Below are 17,169 nucleotides of genomic sequence, written 5' to 3' on the forward strand. Positions count from 1 at the left end.
CGTCCTCTCCGGTGACAGCGGCCGACCGGCCGGTGGCCGAGCACGAACCGAGGAGCACAGCATGGGCGCCGACCGCACCACCGACGGACAGCACGCCGGCACGCTCAGCACCGTCGCACGGGCACTCACCGCGGCCGCCGTGCTGCTCTCCGCCGTCGTGCACCTCGACCTGTGGGCGCAGGGCATGAGCAGTGTCGCGATCGTCGGGCCGGCCTTCCTGCTCAATGCGGTCGGCGGGCTCGGGCTCGCCCTGGCCGTCCTGCTCTGGCGGCACTGGCTGCCGCTGCTCGGCTCGATCGGCTTCGGCGTGGCCACGCTCGGTGCGTTCGTGATGTCGGTGACCGTCGGCCTGCTCGGCGTGCACGAGAGCTGGGACGGCGTCCCGCAGATGCTCTCGGCGGTCTCCGAGATCGCCGCGATCGTCTTCGCCGTCGTCGCACTTGCCGCCGAGCGTCGGGTCAGGCCTCGACGACCTGACCGTCCTTGACCTCCACGGCGAACGCCGGCAGCGGCAGCGGTGCCGGTCCGCTCACATTGGCACCCGTCGCAGCCTCGTAGACCGATCCGTGGCAGGGGCAGACGAGCTCGGCACCGTCCGGCGCCACGACGCAACCCTGGTGGGTGCAGATCGCACTGAACGCCACCACGGTGCCCTCCTGCGGCTGCGCGATGACGATGTCGTCGCCCGCGCCGGTCTTCGCGGACACCGCCCCGCCGACGGGTACGTCGGCCAGCGCGACGAGCGGACCGCCTGGCGTGGCCTGGGACCCGCCGGTGCCGCCGGTGGGCTCCGGGCTGCCGGCCCCCGGGCTGCAGGCGACCAGGACGCACGCCCCTGCGACGCCGGCCCCGGCGACGAGGAAGTGCCGCCGGCCGAGCCCAGCACCCCCGACTGCCGAGGCGGTGGACGTCTGGACAGGGCTGACCGGGCTGACCGGGCTGAGTGTGCTGACGGTGCTGGCGGTGCGGTTCGTCATGGCTGACCTCTCACGTGACGGCGACGCGTTGGCGTACCGGTGCGGGCGACGGCTCCTCTCCCGAGTAGACGCACCCGCACCCCCCATGGTTCACCCCGTCACCACCGGCCGCGTCGGTCGGGCGAGGTTTCCGGGGTCCACGACCCCAGGAACCTCGCTCGACCGGAGCAGGTCAGTGGACCGGCTCGCCGTCGGCGTCCAGGACCCACCAGACGTCGTTGAGACCTTGCCCCTTGACGTCGCCCGGGGCCGCGTCCTGGGCGAAGTAGTACAGCGGCCAGCCGTCGTAGGTGACCTGGACGGCGCCGTCGTCCCGCTCGACGGTGCCCAGGAGCGAGTCGTCGGCCCCGTCCCCCGCTCCCGGTGTGCCGTCGGTGACCAGCGGCGGCCAGGCGGTCGCACAGTCGTCGTAGCACGTGCTCGCGCCCTGGGCGTCCGGGTCGAACATGTAGAGGGTCAGACCCTCGCCGTCGACCAGCACGTCACCCAGCGTCGACGCGGCGACCATCACGCTCGTCGCCGCCATCGCGTCGTCGCCGGAGCCGGCGGTCTCCTCGACGGTCGGGGTCGCTCCGCCCGGGTCGTCGTCGGCAGAGCCGCAGCCCGCGAGGAGCAGCAGAACGGTCCCGGCCAGAGCAGTTCGTGCGCGCATGATGCCTCCCGTTGCCAGGGTTCCCGGTGGCGCCCGTGCGCTCACCGCCCTGCCTTGAGTACGGTTCGGCGAGGCGTCCGGTTCACCGTTGCGGCCGCACCCGCACGGCGGGGACCCGCGTCGAGCGGGTGAAACAGGAGGTGGAGTCTGCCCTCGGGCCTCCCCTGCGCAAGCCGCCGTGGGTACCGTGCAGACATGACCCCCGACGAGGTCGCGCAGGCGTACGAGCGCGCTCGCTACGAGCAGCTGCGCGGGCAGACATGGACAGATCTCCGTGAGGGCGAGCGCGCCGCCCGGATCGAGGTCGCGCGCAAGGCGCTCGACGACTCCGGCATCGCGGCAGTCATCGACGACCTCGGTGCCCGGGCGGCCCGCGCCGACGAGCTGGCCGGGTTGCTCGCGCAGCGCGATGCCGAGATCGCCCGCCGGAACACCGAGCACGACGCCGAGCTGACCCGCCTGGAGACACGGCTCGCGGACCTGTCGGCCCAGCTCGACGACGTGCGCACCGAGTCGGTGCGCGCACACACCGAGGCGGACCGGGCGCGGGGTGTCGTGGCCGCGATCCAGGCGGCTCTCACCTCGGACGACGGCGCCGCCCCGATCAAACGTCCGGACCAGGCTCAGGTCGCGGACCGTGCTGAGGCGTGCACGACGTCACCCGCGGCCCCGTCGTCGGGCAAGGGCCTCTTCGGTCGCCGCCCACGGACCGACGCCGCACTCGCCTGACGTCCTGGTCGGCCGCACCGTACCGCCGCCGCACCGTACCGCCGCTGCGGTACGCCCAGGTCCGTCCTGCTGGACGACGACGAGTGCAGGCCGCGGCCGCGATGCTCGTGGTCCAGACACCGGACGACGTGAAGGACGACCATGATCGAGCTGCGGGACCTCACCAAGCGATACGGCGACCAGGTCGCCGTCGACGCCGTCAGCGCCACGATCCGCCCAGGTGTGGTGACCGGGTTCCTCGGCCCGAACGGAGCCGGCAAGTCCACGACGATGCGCGTCATCGTCGGTCTGGACCGGGCGACATCCGGCGTCGCGCTGGTCAACGGTCGGCCCTACGTCACGGCACCTGCTCCGCTCGCAGAGGTCGGGGCGCTGCTGGACGCCAAGGGTGTCGACAAGGGCCGAACCGCACGCAACCACCTGCTCGCCCTGGGAGCGACCGTCGGCATCGGCGCGCGTCGGGTCGACGAGGTGCTCGGCACCGTCGGCCTGAGCGACGTCGCAGGCAAGGCCGCGGGCACGTTCTCCCTGGGGATGGGCCAGCGGCTGGGCATCGCCGCCGCCCTGCTCGCCGACCCGGGCGTGCTGATCCTCGACGAGCCGGTCAACGGCCTGGACCTGGACGGGATCCAGTGGATCCGCGCCCTGCTCGCCGAGCTCGCCGCCGAAGGGCGCACCGTCCTGCTGTCCTCGCACCTGATGAGCGAGATGGAGCTGGTGGCCGAGCACCTGCTGGTCATCGGGCTGGGCCGCATCCTCGCGGACACCTCGATCGACGCGTTCATCGCCACGTCCTCGCCAGGCGTCGTCGTCGTCACATCCCCCGACGCGGGTGCGCTGGCACCGCTGCTCGTCGGGCCCGACGTGACCCTGACCGCGACGCAGCCGGGCCGGCTCGAGGTCCGCGGCATGACGGCCGACGTCATCGGCGACCTCGCCGCCCTGCACGGCGTGCGGCTGCACGGGCTCGTGGCGGTCACCACCTCGCTGGAGACGGCCTACCTCGAGCTCACCCGCGACAGCGTCGAGTACACCGGCACCGTCGAGCACCACGCACACGCGTCCCGCACCACGACCGACCCCTCCAGGAGGGCTGCCTGATGACCGCCACCACCCTCGCGGCCCCCGCCGCCGCCGTCGGAGCAGCATCTCGCCCGAGCGACGCGACAACCGTCCGACGTCAGACCCTCGGCACCGCGATCCGCTCGGAGTGGGTCAAGCTCCGCACCCTGCGGTCCACCTGGGTCGGTCTGGGCTCGACCCTTCTGGTCCTGGTGGGCTTCGGGGCGATCGCCGCCGCCGTGTCCACCGGGTCGGTCGCGACGCCCGAAGGCGGAGGCGGCGGCGGCGGGCCGTTCGGCGGCTCGGACCCGGTCTCGACGGTCCTCATGGGCGCCAACTTCGCAGTCCTGCTCATGGGGATCCTGGGCGCCCTGGCCGGCGCGCGTGAGTACGGCTCCCGGATGATCGCAGCGACGGTCGCGGCCGTGCCTCGACGCTGGCAGGTGGTGGTCGCCAAGGCCACGGTGTTCACCGGGGTGTCGCTGGCCGTGTCGGTGATCGGGGTCCTGGCTGCGTTCACCGCCGGGATGGGCGTCCTGTCCGGCGGCGACGCCGCCACCGTCGCCCTGACCGACGACGGCGTCCTGCGCCAGGTCCTGGGCATGGCTGGGTACATCACGGCGGTCGGCCTCATCGGCATGGGGCTGGGGATCCTGCTGCGCAGCGTCGCCGGCTCCATCGGTGCCGTGGTCGCCGTCTTCATGGTCCTGCCTCCGCTGGCCGGCGCCCTTCTGCCCGACAGCTGGGACCCGATCCTGCAGTACCTGCCCGGCTCCGCGGCGGCGGCCTTCACCACCGTCCGGGCCGCCGGGACCGAGGTACTCGGTGCGGGGGCCGGTGCGGTGGTCCTGGCCGCCTGGGTCCTCGTCGCGCTCGGCGGGGCCGTCGTCGCCATCACCCGCCGCGACGTGTGAGCGGGTCCGGCGGGGCCCGCCTGGTCCGTAGGGTGACGACCATGGACCTGGGTCGATCGGTCGTGGAGCCGCTCCGGCGTCGTCCCGCGGTCGCCGACGCGCTCCTCGGGGTGGTGGCCGGCGTGGTCTTCCTGGTGGGTCCCGTGGTGGCGCGGGACGGCCTGCGTGAGCGCGCGCACGTCGACCTGACGCTCACCGCGCCGGGGATCGCCCTGACCGTGCTGGCCGCGATGGCCCTGACCCAGCGGCGGCGGCACCCCGCACTCACGCTCACCGTGCTGGCGACGGTCGCGGCCCTATCGATCGTCGGCGGCTGGCAGGTGCTCCTCGCGACGCCCGCCCTGATCCTGGCGGTCTACGGCTACTCGGTGCGCGCCCCGCGCGCCCCTGCCCTGGTCGCCGCCGGGGCGACGTCGATCACCGTCGTCCTCGCCGGGCTCGTCGCGGGCCTGTGGCGCGGGCGGTGGGGGCAGCCCGACGACGTCGTCCTGTGGCTGTGGACAGCAACGGCCGTTGCAGTCGCCGTCCAGGGCCGGCGGGCCACGATCGCGGCGCTGGAGGACCGCGCCCGCCGGGCGGAGGAGTCCCGCGAGGAGACCGCACGCCGCCGCGTCGCCGAGGACAGGGTGCGGATCGCCCGTGAGCTGCACGACGTGATCGCCCACCACGTGGCCGTGATCAGCGTCCAGTCCGGCGTCGCCGAGCACCTGGTCGAGCGTGACCCGGCGGCGGCCCGCGAAGCGCTGCACCATGTGCGCACATCGGCCAAGTCGGTCCTCACCGAGCTTCAGTCGGTGCTCGGCGTTCTGCGCCAGGACGAGAGCGCGCTGCCCACCGCCCCCGCACCCGGGCTGTCCGGGCTGGACAGCCTCGTCCGCTCGGCGCGCTCGATGGGCACCGCGGTCGAGGTCCGCTCCCCGGCGTCGATGCCGTCCCTGAGCCTTGCTGCGGACAGCGCCGGCTTCCGCCTGGTCCAGGAGGCCCTGACCAACGTCCAGAAGCACGCGGCCGGAGCCCCCACCACGGTCCAGGTCGAGACGACGGGCACGACCGTCGTCCTGTCGGTGACCAACGCCCCACCTCCCCACACACCCGCCGCGCACGGCCCGCACGACGCACCGACCGGCTCCGGCCTGGGCCTGGTCGGCATGCGCGAACGCGTCCTGGCGGCCGGCGGCTCGTTGGAGACCGGCCCCACCGCGGACGGCGGGTTCCGCGTCACCGCTCGACTGCCCCTGGCCCAGGAGGACCGATGACCATCCGTGTGCTGATCGCCGACGACCAGGCACTGATCCGTGCCGGCTTCCGCGTCCTGGTCGACGGCGCCGACGACCTCGTGGTCGTCGCCGAGGCCTCCGACGGTGCACAGGCCGTGGCACTGGCCAAGAGCGAACGGGCCGACGTCGTGCTCATGGACATCCGCATGCCCGGCCTCGACGGCCTGCAGGCCACCCGCCGCATCAGCGCCGACGAGGACCTCGCCGGCGTCAAGGTGCTGATCCTGACGACATTCGAGCTGGACGAGTACGTCTACCTGGCCCTGCGCGCCGGCGCGAGCGGCTTCCTCGGCAAGAGCGTCGACCCCGACGACCTGCTCGACGCGATCCGCCTCATCGCGGCCGGCGAGGCCCTCCTGTCGCCCGCCGCCACCCGATCCCTGATCATGACCTTCCTCGCCCAACCCAGCCGGGTCACGGCCGCGGCCGCTCCCGCCCAGCTCGAGCAGCTCACCGAACGAGAACGCGAGATCGTCGCACTCGTCGCCGAGGGCCTGACCAACGACCAGATCGCCACCCGGCTGTTCATCTCACCGATGACCGTCAAGACCCACGTCAACCGCTCCATGACCAAGCTCGACCTACGCGACCGCGCACAGCTGGTCGTCGCCGCCTACCAGTCCGGCCTCGTGCGGATCGGCCCGACCGACGGCTGACCCGACCGACCAGGGCTGCGTCACGTGCTCGTCACGCAGCTCCGCGAGCCCTCGGGACGAACTCGTCAGGACGCCATCCGCTGCAGGTGTGTGAGGACTCGATCCGCAAACTGCGGACACCCGGCCGTCCGCAACGGCTGCGGGAGGTCCGCCTCACCAGCGCGCCGCACCCAGTACTCGCTCATCGCTGCGGTGACGCGGGCCACGAGCTCAGGACTGCTGTCGTCGACGAGCACCAGGATGTCGTCGGGATGCATGACCTCGTACGGCGACGTGTTCTCGTCCCACTCGAAGTCGCCGACGTTGCAGGTCACGAGAACATCGGCGCCACAGGCGACGGCGGCGGCATGAACGTGCGCGTCGCCGGAGTCGTCGCCACGGTATGTGGCGTCGATGGTGAACTCCTCGACACGGCCGGCCTCGAACGTCCCCGAGAGGCGGTCACGCAGATCGGTGATCCGCGAACCGGGCCAGTCCGGATGCGTCTTGCGGAGGTGGTGGATCAGCTCAGCGAGGACGTCTTCGGTCCAGTGGACGACGAACAACGGGCTCTCGGGAGTCGTGCAGAGCATCCCGAACCAGTTCCGCAGGGTACGGGAGAACCACACATCGGCATCCACGAAGACGGCGTACGGCCCGGCCCCCTGCACGAGTCGACCCTACGGAGGTGGGTGACCGCTGAGACGCGCCGACGGAACGCCGGTGCGTCTCAGCTCAGGCCTCGTCGCCCTCGGCCTCGAGGAGCGCGGCGAACGCCGCTCGCTCACGCGCGCGCCGCGCCTTCTTGGCCTCGAGGACATCCTCCGAGAGGAGGCGGGTGTGCGTCCCGACCTTGTGGGCGGGGAGAGCGCCGTCCTTGACCATCTTCATCAACGTCGGACGCGAGACACCGAGCATCGCCGCGGCCGTGGACGTCGTGACCTCCCGCGGGGTCGTCATCACGGTGATCGATGAGCCCGACGCCACAGCGTGCAGGACCGTCTGGAGGAGCCTGCCCAGGTCCGGAGGAAGGGGCCGCGGACCGGCACTCCCGTGACCGACGGAGAGGTAGCCAAGCGGACCGTCCAGCGACACGAGCACCTCTTGGGCCAGCGCCACCTCAGCATCGCTCGCCAGCACGCGACTCTGGGCGTCAAGTACCGTCGCCATGACAACTCCTTCAAGGACATCCGCTTCGAGTTCACCTGCAAACGTCAGGTGTTCCACCTGTAGATGCAACCCTCCGAACAGGTGAGCCGCGGGACTCCCACCCGCCGCACGAGAGGCGCGGTCAGCGGGCGCAGCTCCAACGCCCTGACCGGCCTCGGGGTAGTCGCCGATGGCCGGGGTGCACCAGTTCACCGACAAGCTCATCAGAGTTCCTCGAGCAGACGTCGCCTGGCGGTCGCGTACTCCTCGCCGGTGACGATCCCGTCGGCGTGCAGGAGGTGCAGGTCGCGGAGCCGATCAGCCGCACCACCCTGGTCCGCTCTCTCTGCGTCCCGGGCGTTGCTCATGAACCAGGCCGCGACGGTCGCGGTGACCACGCCGAGCAGGCTGATGCCGACGACCATGAGCGCCGCGGCCACACCCCGACCGAGGCCACCGACCGGGAACCGGTCGCCGTACCCGACCGTCGTGACCGTCGTCATGGCCCACCACAGCGCGTCAGGGAAGGTGGTGATGTTCGCACCGGTGACCCCGCGCTCGGCGTCCAGGATGGCCAGGGCACCGATGAGGATCAGGACGCCGGCGGCGAGCACGATCGCCTGCCCGGTCTGCACGAGCCCCCGGCCGCGAGTCAGGAGCGCCTGGCCGGCCGCGAAGACCCGCAGGACCCGCAAGGGTCGGAGCATCGGCAGGGCGACCGCCAGGACGTCGACCGGGTGCCGGGCGATGTAGGACCAGCGGCGCCGAGCCATGGCGATCCGGGCGGCCAGGTCCACGACGAAGACGACCCAGATCGCCAGGTTCGCCCACTCACACAGCCGCAGCACCACCGCCGGGAGATCAGGCCAGACGACGGGTGCCCCGTACACGGCGAGGAACAGCAGCGCGAGGACCGTCAACGGTCCGGACGTGCGGGCCTCGTAACGCTCGAGCCGCCCCTGATCGGTCATGGGCCGATCCTGTCTCGCGCACGACATTCCTGCCCGACAGGACTTGCCAACCCACCACTATCTAGCGATACTATCTACTGGTAGTCAGCGGCACTGAGTAGCAGGAGGAGATGTCCCGTGGGCAAGCAGATCACCGAGATGCTCAAGGGGACTCTGGAAGGGCTCGTCCTCGCGATCCTGGCCTTGCGGCCCGCGTACGGCTACGAGATCACGGCGCGGCTGCGGGAGCAGGGCTTCTCCGACATCGCCGAGGGCACCGTCTACGCGCTCCTCGTCAGGGTCGAGCAGCGCGGCCTCGTCGACGTGGAGAAGGTCCCGTCCGAGAAGGGTCCGCCGCGCAGGGTCTACTCGCTCAACCCGAGCGGCCAGGAGTACCTCGACGAGTTCTGGCGGACCTGGACGTTCCTCGCCGAACGACTGGAACAGCTTCACACCGAACCCGCAGAAGGAGAGAGCTGACATGGCCGCCAGGTGGATCGAGACCCTCACAGGGTCGCTCGAGCAGAAGAAGCAGTACAAGCAGGACAAGGCCCGCATCGACGCCCTCCCCGAGCCGTACGGAGCCGCGGCGAAGGCAGTGCACCGGTACCTCATGTACTGCGGTGGCATGACCGACGGCGACACCCTCGTCACGATGTTCGGCGATCTGGCCGACCTGTGGGAGCGCGCCGCCATCGACGGGACGCCGGTGCGCGAGATCGTCGGCGACGACCCGGTCGAGTTCGCCGAGGCCTTCGCACGGGCCTACGCCGGCAAGCAGTGGATCGACAAGGAGCGCGCCCGCCTCACCAAGGCGATCGAGGACGCCGAGCGAAAGGAAGAGGAATGACAACGGAACCGGCGATCCGCGTGCGGGACCTCGAGAAGTCGTTCAAGGACGTGCGCGTGCTGCGGGGTGTCGACTTCGACGTCGAGACCGGCAGCATCTTCGCCCTCCTCGGCTCCAACGGAGCGGGCAAGACGACGACCATCAGGATCCTGTCCACGCTGCTCAAGCCCGACGCGGGCAGTGCCGGCGTCAACGGCTTCGACGTCGTCACGCAGGCGGCACAGGTGCGCGAGTCCATCAGCCTCACCGGGCAGTTCGCGGCCGTCGACGAGATCCTCAGCGGGCGGGAGAACCTGGTGCTCGTCGCCCGGCTGCGGCACCTGTCGGACCCGGGTGCGATCGCGGACGACCTGCTCGACCGCTTCGCGCTGACCGACGCCGGCGGCCGGCGGGTGGCGACCTACTCGGGTGGTATGCGGCGCCGCCTCGACATCGCGATGAGCCTCATCGGGAACCCGCCGGTGATCTTCTTCGACGAGCCGACGGCGGGGCTCGACCCCCAGGCGCGCATCGAGGTGTGGCAGGCCATGAAGACGCTCGCCGCCCGCGGGACGACGGTGCTGCTCACGACGCAGCACCTGGACGAGGCCGAACAGCTGGCGGACCGGATCGCGATCCTCCACGAGGGCCGGATCATCGTCAACGGCACGCTCGCCGAGCTCAAGCAGCTGCTCCCGCCGACCACCGTCGAGTACGTCGAGAAGCAGCCGACCCTCGAGGAGGTCTTCCTGGCCCTCGTCGGCGGCGGTGCCACGGGCACCCCGGCTCCCCCTGACCGCAGCGCCGGCACACCCGAGGCGCACACGAGAGAGGAACAGCGATGACCACGCACTTCTACGGCGACACCGCAGTCCTGCTGGGACGATCCCTGCGCCACATCTCCCGCAGCTTCGACACCATCGTCACGACCGCCGTCACGCCGATCGCCATGATGCTGCTGTTCGTCTACGTCTTCGGCGGCGCGATCGAGACCGGCTCGGACTCGTACGTGACCTACCTGCTGCCCGGCATCCTGCTGATCACGATCGCCTCGGGCATCGCCTACACCGCGTTCCGGCTCTTCCTCGACATGAAGAGCGGCATCTTCGAGCGATTCCAGTCGATGCCCATCGCCCGCTCGTCCGTGCTGTGGGCGCACGTGCTGACCTCGCTCGTCGCGAACCTGATCTCGTTGGTGGTGGTCGTGCTCGTCGCCCTGCTCATGGGCTTCCGCTCGGGGGCGGGACTGCCCGCGTGGCTCGCGGTCACCGGCATGCTCGTCCTGTTCACCCTGGCGTTGACATGGCTCGCCGTCATCGCCGGCCTGTCCGCGAAGTCCACCGACGGCGCGAGCGCGTTCTCGTACCCGCTCATCTTCCTGCCGTTCATCAGCTCGGCGTTCGTGCCCACCGAGACCATGCCCGGTCCGGTGCGCGCCTTCGCCGAGAACCAGCCCGTGACGTCCATCGTCAACGCGATCCGCGCCCTGTTCGCCGAGCAGCCGGTGGGCACCGACATCTGGGTCGCCCTCGCCTGGTGCGTCGGCGTCCTCGTGGTCGCGTACGCCTTCGCGATGGTCACCTACCGGCGCAAGATCTCCTAGCACGCGGCCGGTTCGGGACACACCGTCTCAGAGGTCGATGCCGGCGCTCCTCACACCCGCGACGAAGGCCCCTGAGCAGCGTCTCCGCTGATCAGGGGCCTTCATCACCTGTGCGCGCGAAGGGATTCGAACCCCCAACCTTCTGATCCGTAGGTGGACCGAGTGGGGTGCGGGGTGTCGGCGGGCGTCGATCAGCGCCGGTCAGAGCCCTACGCCCGTCCGCATCCGCCCGCCACAGGTCGGGCGAGTGCGCCCGTCGTGGCTCCCGCTCCGGCTCCCATCGGCGAAGGCCGACGAGGTGCGGCGCCGCGGTGCCCCTCGGTCCCGTGGCCGGAAGCAGGGCCCGGTCGCGCAACCCGCGCGCGCCACTCCAACCGCGCTACAACGCGCCTCCGGCCACCTCGGGTGCGTCCTGTGAGAGGCCCTGGTCGCCGATCCGTTCGCGCGCGACGTAGTTCTCCAGGTCGAACAGGTTCGCGCCGGTCGCGTCCGCTCGTTCCGCGACGGTGAGCAGCGTCGTCGCGGCGGCGACCTCCTCGACCTGCTCCTTGAGGAACCACAGCATGAACTGCTCCCCGAGCGCGTCGTCCTGCGCCCGGGCGGCGCGGAAGATCGCCTCGACCTGCTGGGTCACCTGCTGCTCCTGTTCGAGCGCGAGGGCGATGGGCTCGACGACCCGGGTGAAGTCTTGCCGGACGGCGCTGCCGGGAGGGATCGCGACGGACAGGTCCCGGTCGAGCATGTACTGCACGATCATCATTGCGTGGTTGCGCTCCTCGAGTGCCTGGCGATAGTAGTGCCGCGCGAGCTGGGGCAGGTCCTGCGAGTCGAACCAGACGGCGATCGCGACGTACTGCTGGTGCGCATCGAACTCGTGCCCGACCTGCTCGCGCAGGAGGCGGAGGAACTCGGACTCGGGAGCCATGGTCATGGGTCCACGGTAGGCCCGAGGTCAGCCGCGCGGTACCGGCCGCCGCTCCAGGCGACCTGGAGTGACTTTCTGGGGTGTCTGGGTGTCGAACCCATCGACGACGTCACCGGGGCGGGTGCCGGCCGGCTACGCCTGGGACTCTGCGAGTCGGGTGTAGAGCGGGCGGAGCGCGGTGCCATCAACCATAGTTGATGACTGACCATCTATCGACTGTTGTTGATGGTGCTGCCCGGCTGCGGGTGCCGCGTCGGTGGACCGGCCGCCTGCGCCGCACCGCGCTCGCGCGTGCCATCCAGGGGTCCAACAGCATCGAGGGCTACCACGTCGAGCTCGACGACGCCGACGCCGCCCTGGACGACGAAGAGCCCCAGACCGCCGACGAGCGCACCTTCGCCGAGATCCGCGGCACCGCCAAGCATGGGGATACGTACTGGCCATGGCCCAGGACGAGCACTTCGCCAGGTGCGCGGCCTGGTGGGACCCTCGGCCCGGCCGGTCGACCCATACCCGAAGATGCCGGCACACCTCGCCGCCCTGGCCGCCGGCCTGTCGGCGCCCTCGCGAGGAGTCACTGCCTCGCCCTAGGCGTGTTGATCAAGTCGGTCCTGATCCAGATGAGGGTGGCGGCGAGGTGGGTCGCGGCGCGGTGGCTGCGGACGGTCGTGTCGGTGCGCATCGCGATGCCGCGCCATTGCTTGAGCTCGTTCAGGCGACGCCTCAGGATCGCGGGCCGGCTCGGAGCCTGCTGCGGCCAACGCGGCCGGTTGCGCGCGGCCAGCACCCGCGACCTCGCGCCTACGTCCCGGGCACCTCGCGCCAGGTCCCGAGGATCGCGGCGACGTCGGGTACGTCGGTCACCACACCCTTCGCGATGGCCAGCACCACGTCGTAGGCGTCGTCCTCGGGGACCCTCAACCTGGACGCGTTCAGCCCGTAGAAGACGTTCACGGCGACCCAGCCGAGACGCTTGTTGCCGTCGATCAGGGCGTGGTCGGTGACCAGGGACAAGAGCAGCGCGGCGGCCTTGTCGTCCAGGGTCGGGTAGATCTCCACGCCGTTCCAGGTGGTCACCGGGCGCCCGGCGGCACCGGTGAGCAGGCCGACATCCCGCACGACGGCCGTCCCGCCGGCGATCCGGTCGGCGATCACGAGCAGGTCGGCGACGTCGAGGTAGTCGGTCACTGCGCCAATCGCGCGAGCAGGCGGGCGTCACGCTCGATGACGGTGTCGATGAGCGCATCCCGGCGACTGGTGCGGTCCGCGGTGTACCGCTGAACGGCGGTGACGATGACGTCGTGCTCGGACCGTCCCTCACGGGCGGCGGTCTCCCGCAACGCTTCCTTCACCTCGTCGGGCAGGCGGAGTGTCTGTGCCATGGCCCATGGTATCGCTCGGTACCACGCCCCGCCGCTGAGGGACGGCGGCTCTCGAGCACCCGGGTGGGTCGACGTACGCCCGGACCGTCTGGGCGACGTGGGTCGCTGGTAGGACGGCCAGCAGGTTGACCGCCGTCCATCCCCTCGGCCCCGCGGACCCCACCGGCCCGAGTTCGCCTGCCCCCAGGGGCCCGCCATCTGCGTGACACGAGGCGTCGCCGCCCCCTCGATGGATTCGAAGCGGCACCTTCTGACTGAGCATCAGGAGGTCAGCGAAGGCTCGTGCGCGTTTGTGCAGGTCACAGGCTTGTGAGTCTTGACGCCGACTCCACACAGCCGTCCGCCCGCGTTCGGTCATGGAGCCAACGTGGCTCCCACTCTGGCTCCGCGGGCTCGCCGCCCGGCCCACAACAAGGGCCCCCGATCAGCGTCTCCGCTGATCGGGGGCCTTCGCCATCTGTGCGCCCGAAGGGATTCGAACCCCCAACCTTCTGATCCGTAGTCAGATGCTCTATCCGTTGAGCTACGGGCGCGTGGTCACTCGGACCGGCCATGAGGATACATGCCCCGCAAGCGATCGACCCAATCGCGATCAGGCGCAGCACGCAAGATCATCGATCGAACCGGTCGGAGAGCGGAGACGGTGGGATTTGAACCCACGGAAGGGTTACCCCTTCACGACCTTAGCAGGGTCGCGCACTAGACCTGACTATGCGACGTCTCCAAGCGTGCAGGTCAGGGTACCTGCCGGGCGGACCCGCGAGCAAAGCCGCCCGCGCGCCGCGGCCCGCGTGTCCGCCCGTCAGCGGTCGTACGCCCAGGACCGGTCGGTGAGCATACGTGCCGCAGCGAGCCCGATCGCGATCGAGATGGTGACGAAGACCGCCTGCACGCCGGACGTCACGGCCGCCTCGACGTCGCCGTTGTTCAGCCCGACGACGGCACGGTAAGCGGCAGCGCCGGGAACCATGATCACCACTGCCGGCACCGAGACGGTGATCCGCGGGATACCCATGGTCGGGGCGACGTACGCCGCGAGGAGCCCGACGACGAGGGTCGCGATCATCGTCGCGGCCTGGACCGCGACCCCGACGTCGGCGAGCTCGAGGCGCAGCACGTTCGCGACCATCCCGATCCCGGCGGCCGCCACCGCCATCCGCAGGGGCGAGTTGAACATCAGGGCGAAGCCGAGGACCCCGACCGCGCTGGCGACCAGCCGCAGACCCAGCTGGAGCAGGGCCGGGATCTCCGCGGCCACCGCCGGCTCCGCGCTGAGGCCCGTCATCCACGACACCGCCCACACGCTCAGGGCCGCCGAGATCAGGATCAGCATCGCGTACACGATGCGGGCCACGCCGGCGGAGAAGTCGAGCTTGGCCAGGTCGAGGGATCCGGTCACGAGCGGGAAGCCGGGCACCAGGAAGAGCACGGCAGAGATGAAGCCCGCCTCGTGACTGTGCCCGACCCCGCCGGCCCAGGTGTCGAGGGCCATGATGAACAGCAGGTACACGAGGCATGCGACAGCGGCGGCGACCATCGTCACGCCGAACTGGTTGATCTTGCGATGCAGGAAGAACCTGCGCACGAGCTGGCCGAGGCCCGCAGCGAGGAAGACGCCGATCACCTCGATCGGGCCACCCTTGTTGAGGTATGCGAACGCCCCGCAGGCCATCGCTGCGAACAGCGCGTTCGCCAGAGCCGGGTAGAGCGGACCGAGTGCCTCGATCCGATCCACCTCGGTGTTCACCTCGGCGACCGTCGCGCCCGGTCGCAGGCCGTTGACCAGGTTGGTCAGCTCGCCGAGGCGATGGGCGTTGACCCCGATCGAGCGGACCTCGGCGACCTCGGTACGGAAGATCGGCCCACGATGGGAGGTCGTGGTGATCTCGGTCAAGGTCACGTGCGCCTCGTGCCGGTCCAGCCCCAGGGCACGCGCCACCTGCTGCATGGCGGTCTTGACGCGGTACGAGCCCGTACCGGTCGCGAGCATCGCCTTGCCGATCCGCAGGACGGTGCTCGACTGGCGGATGAGCTCGACGGGCTCGAGTGCGTCTTCGTCGCTCTGGGTCGACATGGGCACCATCCTGACGCCTCGCGGGCCGGGACGCGTAGGACTGCCACGCCCTGGTCACGGCACGGGCCGACGACGCGGGCTACGCCTCGTCCTCGTGCGCGATGTGGGCCAGCTGTCGCCAGATCAGGACGACGAAGACGGCCGAGCCGACGAAGGCGAACCAGAACGGCGCAGTCACGCCCCATCGTTCGGCCAGGAGCCCACCGATGCCGGAGCCGACGACCAGGCCGCCGAATACCCCCACGAGGTTCACGCTGCCGACGCGCCCCTGGAGCGCCGAGGGGACGGCCCGCTGACGGACCGTGATCGACGTCGTGCCCCAGACGAACGCGTGCGCACCGAAGACGAAGAAGATGGCCATCGCGACCCAGGCCTGCCGGGTGAGCGCCAGGCCCAGGTGGGTCAGGGTCTCGACGATCAGCCCGATCCGCATCAGGTTGCCCAGGCTCACCCGCCGCGTGATCCACCCGTACGACGCGACCCCCACCAGTCCGCCGACGGCGCCGATCGTGGTCAGCAGGCCGAATCCCACGGCACCCAGGCCCAGCCGCCGGGTGGCGTAGAGCACCAGCACGGACCACGCCGCGCCGAAGGTGATGTTGAAGGTGAAGATCGTCAGCACCAGCGTGCGGACCGCCGCGTGGTGCCGCACCCACCGGAAGCCCTCGGCGATGTCCTGGCGGAGGTGGGTGTCGCGGGCCGGGTCCCGTCCGTGCGGCGGCAGGGCGATCCGCGAGACCAGCACCGCGCCGGCCGCGACGACCAGCGACTGGGTCGCGAACGGCCAGACCGTGCCCAGTGCGAAGAGCGCGGCGCCGAACGGCGGACCGGCCAGCTGGTTGACCGTGATGAACCCCGTCTGGAGCCGCGAGTTGGCGATCGCCAGGTCGTCGCGCGTCACCAGCATGGGCAGCAGCGTCTGCGAGGTGCTGTCGGCGAACACCTCGGCGGTGCCGACCAGGAACAACGTCGCGAGGACCACGGCGATCGACACCCGGTCCGTGAGGATGGTCAGTGCCAGCACCGCCAGGAAGCCGGCCCGCACGAGGTCGACGGTGACCACGATCAGCCGGCGGTCGAGCCGGTCGGCCAGGGCACCGGCGAACAGGCCGAAGAGCAGCGGCGGCAGCCACTGCAGGGTCGCCGCCAACGCGACGAGGCGCGCATCGGCGGTGAGCGAGGCGACCAGCAGCGGCCCGGCTGCCAGGGCGATGCCGTCGCCGAGGTTGCTGATCCACGACGAAGCGAGAAGCCACCGGAAGCCGACGCCGAGCCGCGCGGGCACCACTGTCTCGACGAGTCGGCTCACAATGGCCCGATGCTAGCGGCGGCGGTCCCGACGACGACGGGCCGCCCGAACGGCGGACCCCCGAACGACGGAGCCCCCGACCTGGGCCTTGGCCGCAGATCAGGGGCTCGACGCGGAGGGCACGGGATTCGAACCCGTGAGAACAGGGTCACCGCTCTAACGGTTTTCAAGACCGTCGCTTTCGGCCGCTCAGCCAGCCCTCCCGAACGCCGGTCCGTACGCCGACGCGCGCCCATTGTGCCAGCCACGCCCGGACCGCGGCGTCGCGACTCAGGCATTCCACCAGCCGTCGGGCCGACCGGGCGTGACGACGGACAGGCCGTAGATCGCCGCGACCCGGGCCAGCAGCGGGTCGTAGGTCGCGACCTGCTCGATCTCGGGGTGCGCCACCGCGATGCCGAGATGGATCGCACCGAACGGTGAGAGCACCGCGGCGGCCATCGCAGCGGACTTCAGCGACTGGTCGGAGAACCGCAGGATCGCGATCTTCGTGGCGATCTCGTGCGCCTTGCTCCGAGCGACCGACCCGAGCGGGGCGGCGGCGTTGCGCAGCTCGGTCAGCCCGAGCGGCGAGGTCACGAGCTCTGCCGCATGCTGATCGGCCCAGCGCAGCCACGACGCCGACTCGACCCCGGTCGACAACGCCCGGCTCAGCGCCGAGCCGTCGGCGTAGATCAGCATCCTCGTCCGTCCTGCTCAGGC

General features: G+C 71.0%; 23 protein-coding genes and 3 tRNA genes. 10 read left to right on the forward strand and 16 right to left on the reverse strand.

Features of this window, described 5'->3' with window-relative positions:
• Positions 1–61 precede the first annotated feature (61 nt).
• On the forward strand, positions 62–487 hold the full coding sequence (locus tag K415_RS21455) for a hypothetical protein (RefSeq protein WP_024286071.1): 426 nt from the start codon (positions 62–64) through the stop codon (positions 485–487).
• Here the strand turns inward: K415_RS21455 and K415_RS0105415 are convergent.
• Both K415_RS0105415 and K415_RS0105420 read right to left on the reverse strand, forming a co-directional pair.
• Positions 459–977: a Rieske (2Fe-2S) protein gene (locus K415_RS0105415; protein ID WP_024286072.1), complete on the reverse strand. Its 519-nt coding sequence runs from the start codon at positions 975–977 to the stop codon at positions 459–461. The two genes, K415_RS21455 and K415_RS0105415, sit on opposite strands and share 29 nt — an antisense overlap.
• A gap of 172 nt (positions 978–1,149) precedes the next feature.
• Complete coding sequence (locus tag K415_RS0105420) at positions 1,150–1,629, reverse strand: hypothetical protein (protein ID WP_024286073.1); 480 nt, start codon at positions 1,627–1,629, stop codon at positions 1,150–1,152.
• A gap of 195 nt (positions 1,630–1,824) precedes the next feature.
• On the opposite strand from K415_RS0105420, the gene K415_RS0105425 reads away from it, so the two are divergent.
• The 5 genes from K415_RS0105425 (at position 1,825) to K415_RS0105445 (ending at position 6,267) form a co-directional block, all read left to right on the forward strand.
• Positions 1,825–2,358, forward strand: coding sequence for a hypothetical protein (locus K415_RS0105425; protein WP_024286074.1), 534 nt, complete (start codon positions 1,825–1,827; stop codon positions 2,356–2,358).
• Positions 2,359–2,499: 141 nt separating this feature from the next.
• Positions 2,500–3,459 carry an ATP-binding cassette domain-containing protein gene (locus tag K415_RS0105430; RefSeq protein ID WP_024286075.1) on the forward strand — a complete coding sequence of 320 codons (960 nt, stop codon included), beginning with the start codon at positions 2,500–2,502 and terminating at the stop codon, positions 3,457–3,459.
• Entirely contained in the window at positions 3,459–4,334 is an 876-nt protein-coding gene (locus K415_RS24995; protein ID WP_024286076.1) for an ABC transporter permease, read from the forward strand. The genes K415_RS0105430 and K415_RS24995 overlap by 1 nt, the downstream gene beginning before the upstream one ends.
• 41 nt (positions 4,335–4,375) lie before the next feature.
• Positions 4,376–5,590: a sensor histidine kinase gene (locus tag K415_RS0105440; RefSeq protein ID WP_024286077.1), complete on the forward strand. Its 1,215-nt coding sequence runs from the start codon at positions 4,376–4,378 to the stop codon at positions 5,588–5,590.
• Positions 5,587–6,267: a response regulator transcription factor gene (locus tag K415_RS0105445; protein ID WP_024286078.1), complete on the forward strand. Its 681-nt coding sequence runs from the start codon at positions 5,587–5,589 to the stop codon at positions 6,265–6,267. Before K415_RS0105440 ends, K415_RS0105445 begins: the two co-directional genes overlap by 4 nt.
• Before the next feature lie 65 nt (positions 6,268–6,332).
• Here the strand turns inward: K415_RS0105445 and K415_RS0105450 are convergent, their stop codons facing one another.
• From K415_RS0105450 to K415_RS0105465, 3 genes are all read right to left on the reverse strand, one after another.
• Positions 6,333–6,917, reverse strand: a complete 585-nt coding sequence (locus K415_RS0105450) for a hypothetical protein (RefSeq protein ID WP_024286079.1) — start codon at positions 6,915–6,917, stop codon at positions 6,333–6,335.
• A 64-nt stretch (positions 6,918–6,981) separates the two neighbouring features.
• On the reverse strand, positions 6,982–7,416 hold the full coding sequence (locus tag K415_RS23315) for a helix-turn-helix domain-containing protein (RefSeq protein WP_081784896.1): 435 nt from the start codon (positions 7,414–7,416) through the stop codon (positions 6,982–6,984).
• A gap of 203 nt (positions 7,417–7,619) precedes the next feature.
• A complete protein-coding gene (locus K415_RS0105465; RefSeq protein ID WP_024286081.1) occupies positions 7,620–8,366 on the reverse strand; it encodes an ion channel in 747 nt (248 codons plus the stop codon).
• Positions 8,367–8,483: 117 nt separating this feature from the next.
• Between K415_RS0105465 and K415_RS0105470 the strand changes: the two genes are divergently transcribed.
• The 4 genes from K415_RS0105470 to K415_RS0105485 are packed head-to-tail and all read left to right on the forward strand — an operon-like array spanning position 8,484 to position 10,777.
• Positions 8,484–8,825, forward strand: a complete 342-nt coding sequence (locus K415_RS0105470; RefSeq protein WP_024286082.1) for a PadR family transcriptional regulator — start codon at positions 8,484–8,486, stop codon at positions 8,823–8,825.
• A 1-nt stretch (position 8,826) separates the two neighbouring features.
• On the forward strand, positions 8,827–9,195 hold the full coding sequence (locus tag K415_RS0105475; RefSeq protein ID WP_024286083.1) for a DUF1048 domain-containing protein: 369 nt from the start codon (positions 8,827–8,829) through the stop codon (positions 9,193–9,195).
• Positions 9,192–10,019 carry an ABC transporter ATP-binding protein gene (locus K415_RS0105480; protein ID WP_024286084.1) on the forward strand — a complete coding sequence of 276 codons (828 nt, stop codon included), beginning with the start codon at positions 9,192–9,194 and terminating at the stop codon, positions 10,017–10,019. The genes K415_RS0105475 and K415_RS0105480 overlap by 4 nt, the downstream gene beginning before the upstream one ends.
• Positions 10,016–10,777, forward strand: a complete 762-nt coding sequence (locus K415_RS0105485; protein ID WP_024286085.1) for an ABC transporter permease — start codon at positions 10,016–10,018, stop codon at positions 10,775–10,777. Before K415_RS0105480 ends, K415_RS0105485 begins: the two co-directional genes overlap by 4 nt.
• A 379-nt stretch (positions 10,778–11,156) precedes the next feature.
• Here the strand turns inward: K415_RS0105485 and K415_RS0105490 are convergent, their stop codons facing one another.
• The 11 genes from K415_RS0105490 to K415_RS0105540 form a co-directional block, all read right to left on the reverse strand.
• The gene (locus K415_RS0105490; RefSeq protein ID WP_024286086.1) at positions 11,157–11,708 is read right to left on the reverse strand and encodes a ferritin; all 552 of its coding nucleotides are present in this window, start codon (positions 11,706–11,708) and stop codon (positions 11,157–11,159) included.
• 203 nt (positions 11,709–11,911) lie between these two features.
• Positions 11,912–12,127: a hypothetical protein gene (locus tag K415_RS23850; protein WP_024286087.1), complete on the reverse strand. Its 216-nt coding sequence runs from the start codon at positions 12,125–12,127 to the stop codon at positions 11,912–11,914.
• Positions 12,128–12,276: 149 nt separating this feature from the next.
• Positions 12,277–12,489, reverse strand: a complete 213-nt coding sequence (locus K415_RS23855) for a hypothetical protein (protein ID WP_024286088.1) — start codon at positions 12,487–12,489, stop codon at positions 12,277–12,279.
• 14 nt (positions 12,490–12,503) lie between these two features.
• A complete protein-coding gene (locus tag K415_RS0105505) occupies positions 12,504–12,890 on the reverse strand; it encodes a type II toxin-antitoxin system death-on-curing family toxin (protein WP_024286089.1) in 387 nt (128 codons plus the stop codon).
• Positions 12,887–13,084 carry a ribbon-helix-helix protein, CopG family gene (locus tag K415_RS0105510; RefSeq protein ID WP_024286090.1) on the reverse strand — a complete coding sequence of 66 codons (198 nt, stop codon included), beginning with the start codon at positions 13,082–13,084 and terminating at the stop codon, positions 12,887–12,889. Before K415_RS0105510 ends, K415_RS0105505 begins: the two co-directional genes overlap by 4 nt.
• A gap of 460 nt (positions 13,085–13,544) precedes the next feature.
• Positions 13,545–13,617, reverse strand: a tRNA-Arg gene (locus K415_RS0105515).
• Positions 13,618–13,719: 102 nt separating this feature from the next.
• Positions 13,720–13,808 (reverse strand) — tRNA-Ser (locus K415_RS0105520).
• A gap of 78 nt (positions 13,809–13,886) precedes the next feature.
• On the reverse strand, positions 13,887–15,158 hold the full coding sequence (locus K415_RS0105525; protein WP_024286091.1) for a threonine/serine exporter ThrE family protein: 1,272 nt from the start codon (positions 15,156–15,158) through the stop codon (positions 13,887–13,889).
• A gap of 79 nt (positions 15,159–15,237) precedes the next feature.
• Positions 15,238–16,467 (reverse strand): MFS transporter, encoded by a 1,230-nt coding sequence (locus K415_RS0105530; RefSeq protein WP_024286092.1) that lies wholly within the window; start codon positions 16,465–16,467, stop codon positions 15,238–15,240.
• Between the two features lie 113 nt (positions 16,468–16,580).
• Positions 16,581–16,670: transfer RNA gene (locus tag K415_RS0105535), tRNA-Ser, on the reverse strand.
• Between the two features lie 67 nt (positions 16,671–16,737).
• Positions 16,738–17,148, reverse strand: coding sequence for a PIN domain-containing protein (locus K415_RS0105540; RefSeq protein ID WP_024286093.1), 411 nt, complete (start codon positions 17,146–17,148; stop codon positions 16,738–16,740).
• Between the last annotated feature and the right edge of the window lie 21 nt (positions 17,149–17,169).

The sequence above is a fragment of the Cellulomonas sp. KRMCY2 genome (assembly GCF_000526515.1).
In the GTDB taxonomy this organism is placed as follows: domain Bacteria; phylum Actinomycetota; class Actinomycetes; order Actinomycetales; family Cellulomonadaceae; genus Actinotalea.

What these genes read in the sequence shown, in the direction of transcription:
- K415_RS0105485 (WP_024286085.1), top strand. Translation starts at nt 10,016, where the DNA reads ATGACCACGCACTTCTACGGCGACACCGCAGTCCTGCTGGGACGATCC.
- K415_RS23315 (WP_081784896.1), bottom strand. Translation starts at nt 7,416, where the DNA reads ATGGCGACGGTACTTGACGCCCAGAGTCGCGTGCTGGCGAGCGATGCT.
- K415_RS0105540 (WP_024286093.1), bottom strand. Translation starts at nt 17,148, where the DNA reads ATGCTGATCTACGCCGACGGCTCGGCGCTGAGCCGGGCGTTGTCGACC.
- K415_RS0105510 (WP_024286090.1), bottom strand. Translation starts at nt 13,084, where the DNA reads ATGGCACAGACACTCCGCCTGCCCGACGAGGTGAAGGAAGCGTTGCGG.
- K415_RS0105425 (WP_024286074.1), top strand. Translation starts at nt 1,825, where the DNA reads ATGACCCCCGACGAGGTCGCGCAGGCGTACGAGCGCGCTCGCTACGAG.
- K415_RS23850 (WP_024286087.1), bottom strand. Translation starts at nt 12,127, where the DNA reads ATGCTTGGCGGTGCCGCGGATCTCGGCGAAGGTGCGCTCGTCGGCGGT.
- K415_RS0105420 (WP_024286073.1), bottom strand. Translation starts at nt 1,629, where the DNA reads ATGCGCGCACGAACTGCTCTGGCCGGGACCGTTCTGCTGCTCCTCGCG.
- K415_RS0105490 (WP_024286086.1), bottom strand. Translation starts at nt 11,708, where the DNA reads ATGACCATGGCTCCCGAGTCCGAGTTCCTCCGCCTCCTGCGCGAGCAG.
- K415_RS0105475 (WP_024286083.1), top strand. Translation starts at nt 8,827, where the DNA reads ATGGCCGCCAGGTGGATCGAGACCCTCACAGGGTCGCTCGAGCAGAAG.
- K415_RS0105445 (WP_024286078.1), top strand. Translation starts at nt 5,587, where the DNA reads ATGACCATCCGTGTGCTGATCGCCGACGACCAGGCACTGATCCGTGCC.
- K415_RS0105440 (WP_024286077.1), top strand. Translation starts at nt 4,376, where the DNA reads ATGGACCTGGGTCGATCGGTCGTGGAGCCGCTCCGGCGTCGTCCCGCG.
- K415_RS0105415 (WP_024286072.1), bottom strand. Translation starts at nt 977, where the DNA reads ATGACGAACCGCACCGCCAGCACCGTCAGCACACTCAGCCCGGTCAGC.
- K415_RS0105430 (WP_024286075.1), top strand. Translation starts at nt 2,500, where the DNA reads ATGATCGAGCTGCGGGACCTCACCAAGCGATACGGCGACCAGGTCGCC.
- K415_RS0105525 (WP_024286091.1), bottom strand. Translation starts at nt 15,158, where the DNA reads ATGTCGACCCAGAGCGACGAAGACGCACTCGAGCCCGTCGAGCTCATC.
- K415_RS21455 (WP_024286071.1), top strand. Translation starts at nt 62, where the DNA reads ATGGGCGCCGACCGCACCACCGACGGACAGCACGCCGGCACGCTCAGC.
- K415_RS24995 (WP_024286076.1), top strand. Translation starts at nt 3,459, where the DNA reads ATGACCGCCACCACCCTCGCGGCCCCCGCCGCCGCCGTCGGAGCAGCA.
- K415_RS0105465 (WP_024286081.1), bottom strand. Translation starts at nt 8,366, where the DNA reads ATGACCGATCAGGGGCGGCTCGAGCGTTACGAGGCCCGCACGTCCGGA.
- K415_RS0105480 (WP_024286084.1), top strand. Translation starts at nt 9,192, where the DNA reads ATGACAACGGAACCGGCGATCCGCGTGCGGGACCTCGAGAAGTCGTTC.